The sequence below is a fragment of the Mycobacterium gordonae genome (assembly GCF_017086405.1).
Lineage (GTDB): Bacteria > Actinomycetota > Actinomycetes > Mycobacteriales > Mycobacteriaceae > Mycobacterium > Mycobacterium gordonae_D.
Window position 1 is genome coordinate 5,202,254 of record NZ_CP070973.1, and the last position, 15,486, is coordinate 5,217,739.

Sequence of the window (15,486 nt, forward strand, 5' to 3'; positions counted from 1 at the left end):
CCCACCGAAGTCGTTGCTGTGAAATGCTTTTGGCTAGCCTCCTGCCTTGAGGGCGGGTGATCCGTGGGCATTGAGATTCCCGGCTGGTTGCGGTGGGTAGGCGACCTGATCGGCGAGCCGTTTCCCGAAGGAGATGAGACCGCCTGCAGACGCCAGGCTGACCGCTGGCGGCACTACGCAACGCAACTGGACGCACACAAAGACGGACTCGCTGCCGCCACCCAAACGACGTTGGCCGGGTTCGCGGCGGGCGACGTCCATAACACTCTGGACCAGTTGCTCAAACCCTACGGGAACTCCATCGACCAGATTGCCGATCAACTGCGTCAGTTGGCCGACGCGGTCGACAACGTGGCTACCGAGATCGAGTTCGCCAAGGAGATGTTCATCGCGAACCTGGTTGCGCTGGCGGCAACTCTCGTGGCTCTCGCGGCGTCGGCGTGGATCAACTGGGGCGCTCCCGTCGAGGCCGCCGCCGCCATTGCCGGCATCGAACTTGTGATCAGCCAAGCCATTCGGGCCGCAGCGGCGAAAGTGGCCACCGAGGCCTTGTCCCGAGTCATCGCGCAGCTCGTCACCCGCGCGCTCGGCAGTGCGGCAGTCAACGCCGGCATCTCAGCGGGACTCAACGCGGGAATTCAGGGCCAGCAGATGGTGCAGGGTAATCGGCACGACTTCGACTGGGAATCATGGCGAAACGACGTGGCGTCCGGTGCCATCTCGGGCGCTGTCATGGGCCCGGTCCTGAAGGGTGCACACGATTTCGATGCGGGCTCCGCGCTAGGTAATCGTGCCAGGAATTTCGGCGCGTCGTTCGTCGGCAATGCCGGTGGCGCTGCGGCCGCCCAGCAGGCCTTGACCGGGCACGTCAACCTCGCCGATGCCCTCGGTGCGGGTGCCGTCTTCGGCGCGGTGGACGGGGCGCGAATTCCGGGCGTCCACAGCGCCGGCCCAGAGCTGACCGCATTGACCGGTGAGCGACCGGGGACACCGGTAGTCGAACCGCTGCCCGCGACCCAACATCAGCAGACGCCGCTCGAGTCGTCGGCGACCGGCGCCGATCACTCCGGCCAGGGTGGCGGCGTGCGGCTTGGCGATGTCGACGTGCCGTTGAATCTCGGTCCACCCCATCACGACCCAGTCCCTCTGAGCCACAACGGATTCAGCGATGCAGCTGCCACGGCCTCACCGTCCACCGTCGCTCCGGGCGGTCACGCCGCGTCCGTGCCGCCGAGCTCACCCGCGGCGCATGCGGCCGGCCACGCCGACCCATCGGCAGGCGGCCCCCTCGTTCCAGCCGCTCGCGCCGGCGTTTCCGACGTCGCACCTGCTGCGCGCGGACACGACGCTGCGGGGCTCAGAGAGGTCGCCGACGCACCGGTGCGCGGCGCAGAGGCGCCGGCTGGTGCCAGTGTCGCCGCGCCGAGTCACGAATTAGCCAGAGCGACAACATCTCTGCGCGAAGTACCGGCGTCGCGTGACACACCGCAGCCACGTGACCTGCCCCCGCCGCACGACGCCCAGCCAGCACGCGAGGCGCAACCGGGCCGGGAGGCGCTGCCGCGACGCGACGCTGCGCCCCTCGGAGACGGGCAAGCGCCCCGCGATGCCCGATCGTCAACACCACCACAGCGTTCCCGCGAAGCCGCCGCCGATCCGGGCGAGAGGCCGCGTTCATCCGTACCGGAAAGCCGCCATGCGCGGGAGGCGCAAGCCGACAACGTCCGGCGGGCGAAATCCGCGGCCGGTAGCCGCAAAGACGAAGCCGGACAGCTCCATAACCAGCTCGAACCCGTCCCGCCGCAGCCTGGCGACGTCACTTTGGCGGCCGTCCCGAGCCCCGTTCTTCCCGACGGCAGCCAGCCTCGTCCGACGGCGGCCGACACCGTCCGGGCGCCAAATCACCGCAGCGGACCACAGGATCCAGCAACAGACCCGCCGCCCGGCCGTCCCGACCCCGACACAGGACACGACGACCTCCCGCCACCCGGACCCGGTCCCTTCGACCCGACGGGCTTCGACAACCCGGCCGACCACCGCAACTTCGGGCCGCACGAGCTCGCACCGTTGGAAGACCCGATGCACCAGGCCGTTCTCGAACGGGCGCTGCGGGATCCGAGCGGCGGCTACGAGTCGGGCGCTGACCCGCGCACCAATGCCTACGGCGGCTTGGTCAATGACGGCGGCCCGACCGTCGACGGGCGCGCCAACAATTGTGTGGATTCCTCGCTGGCCGCGCTGGCGTCGTTCTACGGGGAGCCGACGGTATCGGTTCCCCGATTCCTCGACCAGCTCCCCGACGGAACGATCGACCTGACGAGCGGAGAAGCCAGTGGACTGGCCCGCGCCCGGGCCTGGTTCGGCGACGATCTGCACCTGTCCGATCAAAACCTTTCCGTGCGCCAGCAGTTCGCCGATCTGCACCAGCAGATCGCGCAGCTGGGACCGGGCGCGTCGGCACTGGTGGTCAACGACTGGCAGGCACGCGATGCCGCCGGAAATCTGATGTACCACCCTGACGGGGCTCCGGTGCTCGACGGAGCGCACGCCACCGTGATCGTCTACCCGCACGGGGCCTCCGGCCCGGTCTGGTGGGACCCGCAGCACAGCCTCACCAGCGATCATCCGCCCGCCATGCTCGTCAACGAATCCGCGTACCTGTGGTCCACGCCGATCGCCGCCGGTCACTTCGGACCCACACCCCACCAAGGAGGCCGAGATGGTGCAGCTCGCGACCGAGGAACAAGCACTGGCATACCTGGCTCAGATCTTCCCCGACCGCACCTTTCGGGTGATCCAGTTCGAAATGGGTTGGGTCGGTTCGCCGATCCTGACGGAGGACGGCGCCGGGAGCCGGGCGGTGGGCCAGGCGAAGCTGGTGATCGACTCGGAGACCGGGATCGTGACCACGCACTCGAGCCTGCCGACCAACGTGGTGGCCGAGACCTACACGATGGCCAAGCGATCCGGCCGGCCGGTGGGAAATCAGATCTACCCACACCAGTGGAAGATCACCCTGCGGCGCACCCGGGAAGACTCCGAGACCATCGACTACCAGATGACTGCGGTATCGCTGAGGCAGCCGCCCGAACCCACGCAGGAGCACCTGCTGACCATCAACAAGCAGACCTACATGCACGAGCCGAGGGACGTACTGTCCAGGGTGGCTATGTCCCGCGCCGCATGGATGAGTCAGCAGAACCAGGGAGCCTGGCCCGACGAAGCGACGGCGGTGCGCTAGCGGACGACGGTGTCACACCCGAATACGGAGACAGCCAAGCGGATTCACGTCGCGATTCGGTATTCGATCACAGTGATCCCGGCGATCGGGGACGTGCGGTGGCGTCCCACCCCGACCCTGATCACTCCCGAGGAGTAGCGAATGACAGTTTATGGAAACGGATTCCGCCGGTCAGTCCGGACGAGCTGCGGCATCACCTGGCGGACAAACTCTTCGGGGAACAACGGGCTAGGGATAACGCAACGTGGTGGCGCCAACTCAGCGGTGAGCAGCAGCGCGCGCTGATCGATTCCTATCCTCGTGAGATCGGCAACGCCGAAGGCATTCCGGCGTGGGCACGCAGCGAGGCCAACCAGCACGAGCTTTCGCGGTTGCGCGACGAGTTGCGTTCCCGCGCAGACGCCGGCGAGCGCCTGAGCCGACGAGAAGCCAAAGAACTCAGACGATACGACGGACTTCGCGCGGCGCTGAAAGATGCCAGGGTTAAAGCGGCACGGCTGGGGGGCGACGTCCACGTGCTGGCTTTCGACCCGCGCGCGTTCGGTGGCGATGGCCGGATGGTTGTCAGCGTCGGCCACGACCCCTCGCACGCCGACGCTGTCTCGTGGCATGTACCGGGCTACACGACGACCATCGACAAGATCGGACTGAACCTCGACAATGCGCTGAATCATCTCGAGTCGGTTCTCAGGCAGGATCCCGCGGCGCGGGTCGCGTCCATCGCGTGGATCGGCTACGACTCACCACAAGGCATGTTCAAAGGCGTCTGGGACGTCATGCACACGAAGTTAGCCAGCACCGGCGGCGAGATTCTGCATGGTGACCTCGCCGCGTTCAACGCCGGCCGGGACGCCTTCGCCGGTGACGGCAGCGCGTTCTGCAGCAACGATGTTTTCGGGCACTCCTACGGGTCGACCACAACCAGCTTCGCAGCGAGAGGCGGTGGTTTGACGACCCATGTGCGCAGCGTGACGCTGCTGGGTTCGCCGGGCGCCGGACCGCTGCGGCACGCCTCGGAATTCGGGGTTGGCGACCAGGTTTTCGTGGCGTCGTCGTCGCGTGATTTCGTCACCACGTTCGGCGGGCGCACGTTCCACCCGGGCGGCGGCTGGTTGTTCGGCCGCCTAGGTATGGACCCCGCGATGCAGGCATTCGGCGCCACCCGGGTCACGGCTGAATTCCCACACTATCTGGACCTCTTGGGCGCTGACGGCACCACAGCGACGCACACCGCGTACTACTGGTTCGATCCGCGGCTGCCGGAAACACCGACGGAATCGCTGGCCAACTTCGGCCGTATCGGCGCCGGTGGGTTCGACCGGGTGCACATCGAGGGCAATCGTTTCGAAGGGAGTGGCCTGCGTCCCACCGAACCTGCACTGAGCCGCCCGTTGGAGAATCACCCCGACGACCCGGCACAGCTGCGCCGCCGAATGTGGGATCCGCCATGGCATTCCGAGGGCGGCGATCACCGGGTTCCGCAACCTGAAGGTGACGGTGGCACCACCGACGACCGGCGCTGTGCGCATGGCGTCAACGAATTCCTGGCCCATCGCTACGGCCGTGACGTCCCGGCTCTCGGCGAGCCGGGACCGTCGGGGGTGCCCGCCCGCAAGCTGTTTCAGACCTGGGGTGCGGAGTCGCGCTTCGCCAGCTACGCAGAAGTGCACGACACGCTGCTGCGCCACGGGGACGGGGCTTCCGCGGTCCTGGCATCGCAGTGGGCGGCCGGTCCCCGACAAGGTGGGCACGCGTATGTCGCGGTAAACGAAGGCGGCACGGTGCATCTCTACGAGCGGGTCGGTGACCGCTACGAGCCGTTGGGTTGGCCACCGCTGTGGGGCGAGCGAGCGGTCCAGGCCACCGCGGTGGGCTACCTCGACCGGAAGGGAAACGCGCTCGATCCGCTCGACGGCCGGCCCGGCCAACTCGAGGCGGCCGATGCCGTGGGCGACGTCGCGGGTGAACTCCCGCACGGCAGTCCGTTGACCGATGAACAGCGCGATGCCATCTTGAGTATCCCCAAGGGTGAGCGTCCCGATCCGGCGCAGTATCTGCCAGCCGAATTCATCGAGCAGCATCTGGCGAGGTTCGACGACGGCGCGAGCCGCTACATGGTGCTGGACAATCTCAATGCCTTCGGAATAGGACAGCGAGACGGCACCACGTTCGTATTCCCATCAAGTGAATTGGATTCCCTGACCGCCACGACCGAAAACGACCTCCGATTACTAGAGCAAGCGCTGGGTCTGCCGGCCAATTATTTCGACGCGTACGAAATAGTTCGGGTAGACATCTCCGAACCTGCGACCTACGGCTTACGCATGCCGTCCGGAAACGAAGCGGGAGCCAACAACCAGTGGCTGCCCGGTGGGTTTCTGCCTAAAGGCATGCCGGAGGCGGTAATTGATGGCGGAGCAGTATCTCCGGATGACTACACTGTCACGAGAGTTTCAGGGCGAGCAGAAAGGCGCGAATGAAATTCATCAATACATATCTATCCAAAGAGCACCGCTATTGGTTGGGTACCGAGTCCGACTCCGGCAGCCATTTCGCTGCTATTCCGGTGAGCAACCAGATGGTGGACTACATCGAGTCCTACAGAATCACCCCGGCTGAGTATGAGGCGTTTCTGCACGACGAGGCGGCGGCGCTGGAGTTCGTCGAATCCTGCCGACGGCGCGAGCAGGACGACCGGCTGTTTATGCCACCCGGGGCCGACCGCGGAACACCGACCTAGGAGGACGCGCTGATGGTATGTCCGTCCGGACGAGCCCGGTCAGCCCGGCTCACCGCAGCAGCATCCTGGTGCCCATGAACGCCGCCGAGGCCGTGGCCGCGGTTACCGAGCACATCCGTCGTGCGGGAATCGACTATCCGACAACGGGTTTGACGGCTGACCGCTTCGAGGCCGGCTGGTCGGTCTATGCGCCGGTTAACGTCGACACCGGTGATCCGGCGGCTTTTCTCGATATGCCGGTGGGCCGGGCGGTGTTCCTGATCGGCGACAGCGGCCGGATCGAGGAGGCGTCGACGTCGACGCCACCACGGATCGCGCAGCAACAATTCGCCGAACACGAACGCGTAGCGCATTCGGCTGCGGCAGAAGTGGACTCCGGTCCGCTGCTCGCCGAACTCGCCGACTCTTTCGACCGGGCTTCGAAAGGTCGACAGGTCGCCACCGGGTACACCGTGCTCGACGGTCCCGCACCCGATGCGGATTTGGCCCGCCACGACGAGCAGATCAGCGAGCGGGCATCCGCAATGCTCGATCCGATCGCCCGGGAAGTCGCCCTCCTGGGTCCCCCCGGTTGGCAAGAGTTCAGTGCGGTCTTCGCCTTGACGATCCGGGCCGGATCCGCCGACTGCGCGTTCGCAACCCGCGCCGGCTGGCAACCGGTCCATGTTCCACGCTCGGTGATGGACTTGGTGCGCACTCAACGCGAGGTCAGCGCCCAGATGTCGGCGGGACCCTGGTGGCGGTTGATGCTCACGGTCAACAACCAGGGCCAGCTTCGCGCCGATTACGACTATGGTGAGCAACCTTTCCCCGCAGGCCAATTACAGCCCGCACAGAACTACCGCGACGACATCGCCGCCTTCCCCCGTCCACTGGTGCCGGTCTGGCTGGCCGGCTATCTGGCCGGACCCGCCGCACAGGGCCGAACACCGGCGCAGGCTTCCGCCGCCGCGGCAGCCGACGCCAGCATCGGCCGTCATCCCACGGAGACCGATGACATCGAGCCCTTGCCCGAGACGTGGTCCCGCTGGGCGACCTTGGCTGCGATCTACATCGGGGCGCACTCGGTATGGGGTCCGCGGATCTCCCCGGGGCTGGCGTCCTACGAATCCGACGCCCGGAGCGGGTCAAGCCTGTTCGTGCTGCCGGGGAACCGAGCGGTGCTGTCCGGAGGGCGTTGGAACTCACCCCTGCTCATCGCGGCCTACCACCAGCGCGCGGGACTGCCCGATCTGTACTGCGGCGCGCCGGCCTGGGTCAATGACTCGGCATTGAACACCCGCAACCAGAACGGCCTGCTCAGCTTCTGCTACTGGTGGGATGGCAAGCGATGGTGCCGCGGCGCCACGGACACGTTCGACGAACTCGACGACCCGCTGCCGGCGATCTGGACACCCGAGGAAACCGTTGCCGCGATGACCACTGTGTTAGGTCCGGGCCTCGAGGATGCCTGCCACCACCTGCTGGCAGCCGCAGCCCGCCGCACCGTGACTCCGGCTGACCTCGCGGCGGTTTTCACTCACTTCCCAGACCCTGATCTGGGCAACGGATTCGACCAGCTCCGCCAGGCCGGCCTGACTCGATGAACGGCACGCTCGACACCGCCCTCACCATCGCCTTGTTCGTCATCGCCGCGCCGATCATCGCGTTCTTCGGTGTCACCGGCTTCGTCGCGTTCGGGGTGGAAGTGGAACCCGCCCCGGCGCAACCGTGGCGGCTCGACCGAGTGCTGATCGTGGCCGGGCAAGTGCTGCCGCCGCTCTTGCTGGCCGGGCCGTACCTCGCCGCGGTCTTGCTGACCGCCCGCGCCTCCGGACCGACGTTCTATTTCCCGCTGACCGCGGTGGTCGCCGGCCTTGCCACTTCAAATCTCGCCCTACGCACCCTGAGCGCACAGGTGCGCCGCACCCGCGCAGGCAAGCCGACCGCGCAGGACGTGCTGTTCGAGCAGCGGCGCGACGCCGAACAACGGCGGCGTTCCCGCGCGGCGCCCACCGGCGAGGATCAGGCGGGCGATGCGGTGAATCGTGGTGACGAATGACGGGCCGCTCGCCGGTAGCGCCGTCGGCCCGGTTTCCGCTGATTACTGCCACTGGGGTGCCTTATCCTGGCAAACACGAACTACAGGCCACTTGGAGTGGTTAGGGGGAGCCAGCCGATCCGCTGTCGGTCGGATCCGCTGACGATCAACAGACGCCACCGGAGGAGACGTCATGTCAATCGAGACACCACCGCCGCCCGATGAGTTGAGCGGTCCGCGGCAGCAACTCCGTCAGTGGGCGCAGAACGTCCCCGAGGACTTCCTCAAGATCGATCCGTCGTTCCTCAACGAATGGTTGGGCGGCATCAATTCGTTGGTGCTCGCCATAGACGCCCAGGTGGCCGCCGCCGGCAACTTGCGCATCAACGAGGGCGTCGTCGGAAAATTCGTCTCCGCGACGGCCACTGCGAGCGCGCTGAACAGCTCTGGCGATGCTATTCGACAACGACTGGCCGAATACCAGCAGTTCGCGAATGCGCTCAAAGAGTTCTCTCTGGCCGCACACCACGCGCTCGTCGCGACAGACGGCCAATAACGACGATGCAGCCGCCGTGGGGAACGCGGAGAACCCTCGATGTCACCTGATCCACCGCCGCTCGACTGGGATATAGACCCGCACCAGGACCCTTATCACGGTGATCCCATCGGCAACGAAGACGTGACGATTCCGCACCTCAACGATTCAGCGATCGGGAAGACTCTGTTCGCCAGGCTCAGCGATCGGGAAAGCACCCCCACGGCCGGCCTGACCACCAAGGGTGTCCCGCTGGAGTACATCGCGGACTTCTTCGACGGCTACCACAAGATCGTCGCCGCGGCACCAGACGTCGCGGTGCAGCACCACGAAATCTGGTCACGCATCGGCCAATCACTGCAACAGGCCAGAGATGCGTTTCAGGCCACGATCGATCGTTTGAAGAACAGTCAGAAATTCACGGGTGCGACTGCTACAGCCTTATTCCAGCACGCCGCTGATTCCCTGGGATATCTCGGATCGCTGGCCGATGCGGCACATCGTATGGACCCGCTCGTCGACGCTTTTTCGCGCGACATATCAGAAACCAGAGACTGGTTCATCTCCATGCACAACAGCATCGAGAAAGCACTCGGGAATGGCGGCGTCTACAGCAATAATCCGGCGGCTCAGGACGAGATGTACTCCTTCGTCAACGCACAAGCGCAGCGCGTGATTCAGACTTTTTACAACCCACCTATTGAATGGATCAGCCAGAGCCACCCGGACATGTCGGCGAGCGCCCCCCAGGTTGGCGGTCCGGCGGCCGGACCCCGCTCGCCCGCATTGGGTGGGTGGTCACCCGGTGGCCCATCGCCGGGCGGATCGGGTGCACCCGGCATTCCGTCCCTGTCCGGCCTACACGCGTCCGACCCGCCTCCGGGGCAACCGGACGCGCCCGCCGCCACCACGCCGACGAACGCGCTCCCCGGCCTCGACGCGGCCGCGGAGGGCGCCGGTGATGCCGCGCAAGGGGCCGGCCAACAGGCCCAGAATGCTGCCGGCCAAGCGGGCAACGCCGCCAACCAGGCATTGGGTGACCTGTCCAAAGGTGCCCGCAACGGGGCCGCCGATCTTCCCGAGGGCGTTCTCGGTCTGGGACCCCACGGTCTCAAAGGAGTCACAACCGGAGCGGGATCCGGCCGCGGAGGCGGCGGGGGCGGCGGCACGGGCGCGCATTCGCCCTCAGCAAGCAAACCGTCCGCCCAGGTCACACAGGGGACGAGGGCGGTCACGGCCGCGCAAGCATCCCGGGCGGGGGTAGGCGCTGGTGCCGGGACACCCGGTGCCGGGGCACCCGTCGCCGGGCAACGTGGCGCCGGCGCCGACAAAGAGCACAAGGCCAACAGAGCACTGCGTCACGCCAAGCACGGCGAAGAAGTGATCGGCGACGTCGAGGCCGTCGTCCCCGTGGTCGGCGGCGAAGGCCACGAGAGCGGCGCCGCGACGCCTTCCTCGCAGCGCCGACGGGAATCACCGGAATGAAGCACGTGGCCCTGAACCGCGTAGGCAGCATCGACCTGGTCGATCTGCAGGCGATCAGCGACAGCACGGGCCGCGACTTTCTGCCCTTCCCGTTCGCCCAACTGCGCCCGACCCGATTCGCCTCCTTCCAGGAGTACGCGTCGCACGCAGCGGCGGCGCCCGAGCGGCTCCGGCACGGTGACCTTCGTGATTTCCACCTGTGGTTCACCACGTACCTGAATGCCGACATCCGGGTCGAGTCTGTCGTCAGCATCGTGGGAGCACCTAGAGGACGGATACTGGCACACCGCTGCGGCCAATCGGGATTCATTGCCGCACAACGATCCGAGGACCACGTAATCGACATTTACGCGGTGCCTCCCTTCGATCTGGGGCCCGCGATCACAAGTGCGCTTGCGCTGACCGGTCCCGGGCGACACCCCAAGATCGTGATCCCCGAGTTCGTCCGCACGAAGTCACGAGGCGACGACAGCCGGGAAGTCTCTGTCCGCTCGACGGAAGCCAGCAGTGATGCACTTTCGGTACCGCGGTCAAAGGTGCTGCGGTACACCAGGATTCAGAGTCGATGGCAGCCGGCGCGAGATTGGGGGTTCGACCGCTCCAAAGACGTCCTCGTGTACGTCGCCATCGGCGACGACGGCGACTACATCTACTCGCCGAAATTCGTTTACCTGACTCCGATGACTGCCGGGAACCTCAGCGAGCGCATCGATCAATTGATCGCCGACGACATTGCACGGCTGCGCGCGCAGCGGAAACCCTAGTGCCTAATTCGGCGCGCGCAGCGACATGATCGTCTGGTGGTCGTAGTCGATTTCCACCAGCCCACTGCCGATCTTCGAGATCAGCACCTTGCCCGTTATCTCCCATAAGGTTTGGCACGTCGCGACGTCCACCGCCGCGAAAGCCTCGTCGGCGCCGCCACGCAGGGCAACGACCACGTTCCCGTCAGAGCCGACGTACGACACACCCAGTTGCATGGCACAGGCCGGCCCCGGTGCTCCGGTCAACAAATCCCATGACTGCCAGGTCTCGTCACTACCGTGGGTTGCTGCCTTTCTGACATAGACCTTGGTGCCGATGGTTCTGAATTCCTCGGCCAAGCCCCGCGCCGGGACGTCGATGAGTAGCTTGCCCGCAGCTGTGTAGAACTGAAATGTGGATCCGACCAGCAGCGTCGGCATTGCCGGATTCGATCGCGGGAAGCTGCGTTCGGAGTCCTGCCGTGCCACCTGCCGCCCCGCGGTGTCGTACATCAGGGTGCCGGTAACGGCTCCCGAGTCGAATTGGTAGACGAAACCGCCGTGGTAAACCTCAGCCTCTTCCAACCTGGTGCCGGCGGGCACACCGGGCGTCAGGTCTGTGCCGTCGATGACCGAGAACACACGGGACCCGCGCTCGTCACCGGGAGCGGTCGGCGCTTGCACCGCCAGCGTCAGCGGCGGGATGTCAGATCCTCTGGTGACGGGGGTGGCCACCTGGCCACTACCCGGAACAAACCAGGTCAGCTCGGCTCGTTTGCCGACTCCGTAAACCCCCTTGCCCGGGGTTGCTGCCAGCAGATAGGTCTGGCCGAGGTCGTTGCCCACCGCCGACAACTGTGTGCCGCCACCCCTTTTCGGATTCAGTGTGTTGGCTCCGCTGAAGGACACCGTGCCATGGTCGAGGTCGATCACCCACGCGGTGGGCGGCGGAAAGTCCTGCTCGATCGTCTCGTCCGGGGCGCGGGTGGTGCAGACAGCGACCGAGGGCCCGTTGCCGTAACAGTTGTCACCCGATGAGTAGAACCCGGGCAGTGACAGCGGGGGAAACAACCGCGTGCCGGAGCTGGTGTCGATCCCATACAACCAGCCAACGGGGTCGAGGCACTTGCGGTCGCAGCCTTGGGCGGTGATGAAGTAGGCCTTATTGCCGTTGCTGGCGAACAACTTTCCCAGTTGAACTCCGGGCGGCAGACCGATGCCGGCCGCGGTGACCTGCCAGCCCTCAACCGGTTGCCGATTCAACGGGAACGACACCAGAAGGTCTTTCGGTGTGCCGATGGTCGGTGGCGCGGGAGGTGCGCTTCGCCCACCATCCCGGAACGGTCCCCACAAGACGGCGGACACCCCGCCGGCCGATACGGCCATTACCGCCGCGATCGCCGCGCCGATCCGCCACCGCCGTGATCGACGCGCGTGCTCTGCTGCCTGCGGACCCGGCTCGACCCAACGAAACCCACCCGGCGGCAACGACGAACCCGACACCCTCACCAGCCTTTCCGCGCGGCCCACGCAGCCGAGCTGATCACGGCACCGGAGCCGCGACGATCCGGCATACCCGCAACTCACCGTCACGTACGCCGAGCACGTACCGCTCACTGACGCCGTTGGTGTAGTGGGTGTTCAACGTCCACAGGTCGCCATGCCGCTCGAAGGCGCCGGTGGTGGCGACCTCAATCCGCGGCGGAGCCGGTCGGTGGTTTCGCACGTCGTCGACCTCGACGCTCACCGTGCCGACATTGTCCGGACAGGTCAGCGCCACCAGGTTGGCCAGGTTACGGTTGTTGCGTTCACGCAGCCACGCTCGAACCGTCGTCTCGGCGGCGTCGTTCGCCTCCGACTGCGTCATCGAGTCGCTGACCAGCAGCGGCCGCAACGTGGCGCGCTCACCCCGCTCGCGACCGACGATCGCGACGACAAGCACCGCAACCGAAGCGGCCGCGGCCAATGCCCACCACCACACGGTCCTCCGCCTACCCGGTCGCGCAGCGATTTCATGTTGCGGCGCGCAAGTTTTCGCCGCCAACGGATCCAATCCCGTTGTGCCAGTTGCGTTCTCGTCGACGGCCATCTAGCCTCCGTCCCTCGGCGGCAGCGCCACATCGCAGATCTTCAGCTCATCGCCTTCGCTCGCCAGCGTCACGGTTTCGTGAAAGAAACCGCCATTGGCCTGCGCCTCCTCGACTTGACGCTTAGTCCGCTCATCCAGCGGACGGATCCGCACCGGCACTTTCACGACCACCGTCGCGCCGTTATCCCTGAATTCGCTGATCGCGTCGGGGAAAACCAGGCCCTGGTCCTGTCCGTAGTGGGAGGTCGTGTCGATCCAGTCCGTCACCGCCTTGGCCGGGTGGACGCATGCCAGTCGGCGCATCCGCGCCGCGTCACCGTGATTCTCTGCGTCGTACCACTGCACCACCGACCGCCACGCCTGCTGCGCCCGAGCGGACGGCTCCGGCACTTTGATCACGGTGAGCCGCGCGGGTTCCGACCACCGCCACCCGACCGCGAACACCGCGGCCGCGGCGGCCAGACAACCAACGGTGATCACCGCCAGCAGTCGCTGAGTCCAGCGGCGCACCGGCGTCGCGGCAGCTGCGTCCGATGCATCGGTGCGCGCGAAGATCGTCCCGTCGGCGCCACATTGAATCTCCAACCGCCGCCACACCGCCCCGCTGGCCACGGCCAGGCGATGGTATTCGTTGAGGGCTTCGACCGCATCGGCCGGTACGGACAGTGACACCGTCCCGGTGTCCGAGGTCACCGTCGCCGTGACCACCGACGGCGCCGCCGCGAACTCGACCCGCAGTCGCCTCCAGCCCGTCGGCGCTTCGCCGATCAACAAGCTGAGGGCTTTCTCCACCAGGCGCCGATCGCCTGCGGCTCCCCCGTCAGCGGCGGCGACATTCACGGGCAAAGCCTATCGAACTGGCGGGCCAGCCGAGCCCAGCACTTCCGCACCGCCGGCGGTCCGTTCGAGCAGCACGATGTCGCGGCGACCGGACTGATTGAGCACCCACACCATCCTCGAGATGTCGAATCTTGGGTGCGGCAACACTGTTCGGAAGGGACGATCGCCGAGCACCTGCGCTGCGCGGCCGCCACCGGCCCCGTCTGCACGCCGGACTGCGGGCGTACCCCGATCTCGACCGGGTCGGCACGGACCACGAGGGCGAGCACGACCCGGGACACATGACCCAGTCCACCAACATCTTTCGGAACATCAGGCCGTTGCGGTCACCCATGAACGATGGGGATGTCGAGCGGTGAGGCAGCAGCGCCCCGACCACCGGAATACCACCCCCTTGGCCGCACATCCCAAAATCGCCTGCGCGGCAACAAGTCCCCAGATCACCAGCGCACGGCGCCCAGCAGCGATCCACGCCGGCGCCACGGTGATCGCCCCCGCTCCCGTCCGCATGAACGACCAGAAGGGTCCCGAGGCCGGGCACCGCCGATTCGCCACAGCTTCGGCACCCCTGAGCGGTTGCAGCCCATGCGTCACCTGCTCACCCCCGAGGAGATCCCACGAGAGGGCTGTCTACGCGGGTGACGATGCTGGTCGAGCCGCACGGTAATCTCATTCTCACAGCGTGTGCCACGTCCAGGAACAGGAGACCGCCCATGGCCGGCCCCACCGATGAAGCCGAAGCTACCCGGGCCGACCGCTTCATCAAGACGGCGGTCGACATCCTCGGCGAGACCGGGCGCACCGACTTCACCGTCCAGGAAGTCGTCGCCCGCTCCAAGACCTCGCTGCGTGCCTTCTACCAACATTTCGGCAGCAAGGATGAACTGCTCCTGGCACTGTTCGAGCGCACCATGGCCCAGGCGGCGCAGACCTGGCGCGCCGAAACCGTTGGCCTGGACAGCACCGCGGCCCTCAAGCTGATCATCGATCGGGTTGGGGCCCAACCGGAGTCCACGACCCAGGACAGCCTCAACCGTGCGCTGAGCCTGTACAACCAGAACCTGGCCGAGACCCGGCCCCGCGAGTACGCCCGGGTCCTTTCGCCGCTGCATCGACTGATGCGTGACATCATCGGGCAGGGCATCACCGAGGGTGTCTTCAACCCCGGGCTCGACGTCGGTACCGCCGCGGCGATCGTCATGCAGACGATGGTCGGCGCGCTCCGGTTGCATTGGCTAGGAACCGAATTGAACGGAACGCCGATCGATTCGGGCCAACTGTACGATTTCTGCAGCCGCGCGCTGGGCATCCGCGAGCGCGACGATCAGACACCGGATCCCACGCTGGCTGAACTGTTCGCACAGATCGGTCTGCGCCCGGCCAGCTTCCAGGATGATCGATTCCAAGACGGCTTCGCGATGACGATGCCCGTCAGCCCGCAAGTGGTGAACACCTCGGGTGCACTGCAGGGCGGGCTGATCGCCACCCTGGCCGACGTGGCGGGCGGACAACTCGGTCTGCAGTACCTCCAACCGGGCACCGCCATGACGACCTCCGATCTCGTCATCCGGTATCTAAGGCCGATCAGGCAGGGCTCGGCGCTGGCCGTCCCGAAAGTCTTGCGGGCCGGCCGCCGGTCGCTGGTCATGCAGATCGATATCTACGGCGACAGCGGCACCGAGCTGGCGGCCACCGCGACAGTGAATTTCGCCATCATCGGCAACCCGGACCCCGACGGCCCCACCGAACCTTGACGCCCACCCCTTGCCCAGGGTGGTAACGTCATTACCACA

Annotated in this window: 11 protein-coding genes and 2 pseudogenes; 10 read left to right on the forward strand and 3 right to left on the reverse strand. The window is 66.4% G+C overall.

The features are described from left to right. Positions 1 to 63: 63 nt before the first annotated feature. From JX552_RS34410 to JX552_RS22055, 9 genes and pseudogenes are all read left to right on the forward strand, one after another. Positions 64 to 2,595, forward strand: a pseudogene (locus tag JX552_RS34410) (toxin glutamine deamidase domain-containing protein); the annotation flags it as partial. 211 nt (positions 2,596 to 2,806) lie between these two features. After that, the gene (locus tag JX552_RS34415; protein ID WP_488663606.1) at positions 2,807 to 3,241 is read left to right on the forward strand and encodes a hypothetical protein; all 435 of its coding nucleotides are present in this window, start codon (positions 2,807 to 2,809) and stop codon (positions 3,239 to 3,241) included. Between the two features lie 560 nt (positions 3,242 to 3,801). Then, positions 3,802 to 5,721, forward strand: a pseudogene (locus JX552_RS34420) (alpha/beta hydrolase); the annotation flags it as partial. Beyond that, entirely contained in the window at positions 5,718 to 5,981 is a 264-nt protein-coding gene (locus JX552_RS22030) for a hypothetical protein (protein ID WP_205873999.1), read from the forward strand. The pseudogene JX552_RS34420 and the gene JX552_RS22030, both read left to right, overlap by 4 nt. 17 nt (positions 5,982 to 5,998) lie before the next feature. Further along, positions 5,999 to 7,567, forward strand: coding sequence for a hypothetical protein (locus JX552_RS32660; protein WP_241010678.1), 1,569 nt, complete (start codon positions 5,999 to 6,001; stop codon positions 7,565 to 7,567). Next, complete coding sequence (locus JX552_RS22040; RefSeq protein WP_205874000.1) at positions 7,564 to 8,022, forward strand: hypothetical protein; 459 nt, start codon at positions 7,564 to 7,566, stop codon at positions 8,020 to 8,022. The genes JX552_RS32660 and JX552_RS22040 overlap by 4 nt, the downstream gene beginning before the upstream one ends. A 172-nt stretch (positions 8,023 to 8,194) precedes the next feature. Then, positions 8,195 to 8,557 carry a hypothetical protein gene (locus JX552_RS22045; protein ID WP_205874001.1) on the forward strand — a complete coding sequence of 121 codons (363 nt, stop codon included), beginning with the start codon at positions 8,195 to 8,197 and terminating at the stop codon, positions 8,555 to 8,557. A 39-nt stretch (positions 8,558 to 8,596) separates the two neighbouring features. Then, on the forward strand, positions 8,597 to 10,021 hold the full coding sequence (locus JX552_RS22050; RefSeq protein ID WP_205874002.1) for a hypothetical protein: 1,425 nt from the start codon (positions 8,597 to 8,599) through the stop codon (positions 10,019 to 10,021). Then, positions 10,018 to 10,785, forward strand: coding sequence for an ESX secretion-associated protein EspG (locus JX552_RS22055; RefSeq protein WP_205874003.1), 768 nt, complete (start codon positions 10,018 to 10,020; stop codon positions 10,783 to 10,785). The genes JX552_RS22050 and JX552_RS22055 overlap by 4 nt, the downstream gene beginning before the upstream one ends. 3 nt (positions 10,786 to 10,788) lie before the next feature. On the opposite strand, the gene JX552_RS22060 is transcribed toward JX552_RS22055, so the two are convergent. The 3 genes from JX552_RS22060 to JX552_RS22070 form a co-directional block, all read right to left on the reverse strand. Further along, positions 10,789 to 12,273 carry a hypothetical protein gene (locus tag JX552_RS22060; protein ID WP_205874004.1) on the reverse strand — a complete coding sequence of 495 codons (1,485 nt, stop codon included), beginning with the start codon at positions 12,271 to 12,273 and terminating at the stop codon, positions 10,789 to 10,791. Between the two features lie 34 nt (positions 12,274 to 12,307). Beyond that, positions 12,308 to 12,745, reverse strand: a complete 438-nt coding sequence (locus JX552_RS22065; protein ID WP_205874005.1) for a hypothetical protein — start codon at positions 12,743 to 12,745, stop codon at positions 12,308 to 12,310. A gap of 108 nt (positions 12,746 to 12,853) precedes the next feature. Then, complete coding sequence (locus tag JX552_RS22070) at positions 12,854 to 13,693, reverse strand: hypothetical protein (protein ID WP_205874006.1); 840 nt, start codon at positions 13,691 to 13,693, stop codon at positions 12,854 to 12,856. A gap of 713 nt (positions 13,694 to 14,406) precedes the next feature. Between JX552_RS22070 and JX552_RS22075 the strand changes: the two genes are divergently transcribed. Continuing rightward, positions 14,407 to 15,447, forward strand: coding sequence for a hotdog fold thioesterase (locus tag JX552_RS22075; RefSeq protein ID WP_205874007.1), 1,041 nt, complete (start codon positions 14,407 to 14,409; stop codon positions 15,445 to 15,447). The last annotated feature ends 39 nt before the right edge of the window (positions 15,448 to 15,486 follow it).

Bases quoted from the DNA above. Each gene is read 5' to 3' on its own strand.
- JX552_RS34415 (WP_488663606.1), top strand. From the start codon at position 2,807: ATGGGTTGGGTCGGTTCGCCGATCCTGACGGAGGACGGCGCCGGGAGC.
- JX552_RS22030 (WP_205873999.1), top strand. From the start codon at position 5,718: ATGAAATTCATCAATACATATCTATCCAAAGAGCACCGCTATTGGTTG.
- JX552_RS32660 (WP_241010678.1), top strand. From the start codon at position 5,999: ATGTCCGTCCGGACGAGCCCGGTCAGCCCGGCTCACCGCAGCAGCATC.
- JX552_RS22040 (WP_205874000.1), top strand. From the start codon at position 7,564: ATGAACGGCACGCTCGACACCGCCCTCACCATCGCCTTGTTCGTCATC.
- JX552_RS22045 (WP_205874001.1), top strand. From the start codon at position 8,195: ATGTCAATCGAGACACCACCGCCGCCCGATGAGTTGAGCGGTCCGCGG.
- JX552_RS22050 (WP_205874002.1), top strand. From the start codon at position 8,597: ATGTCACCTGATCCACCGCCGCTCGACTGGGATATAGACCCGCACCAG.
- JX552_RS22055 (WP_205874003.1), top strand. From the start codon at position 10,018: ATGAAGCACGTGGCCCTGAACCGCGTAGGCAGCATCGACCTGGTCGAT.
- JX552_RS22075 (WP_205874007.1), top strand. From the start codon at position 14,407: ATGGCCGGCCCCACCGATGAAGCCGAAGCTACCCGGGCCGACCGCTTC.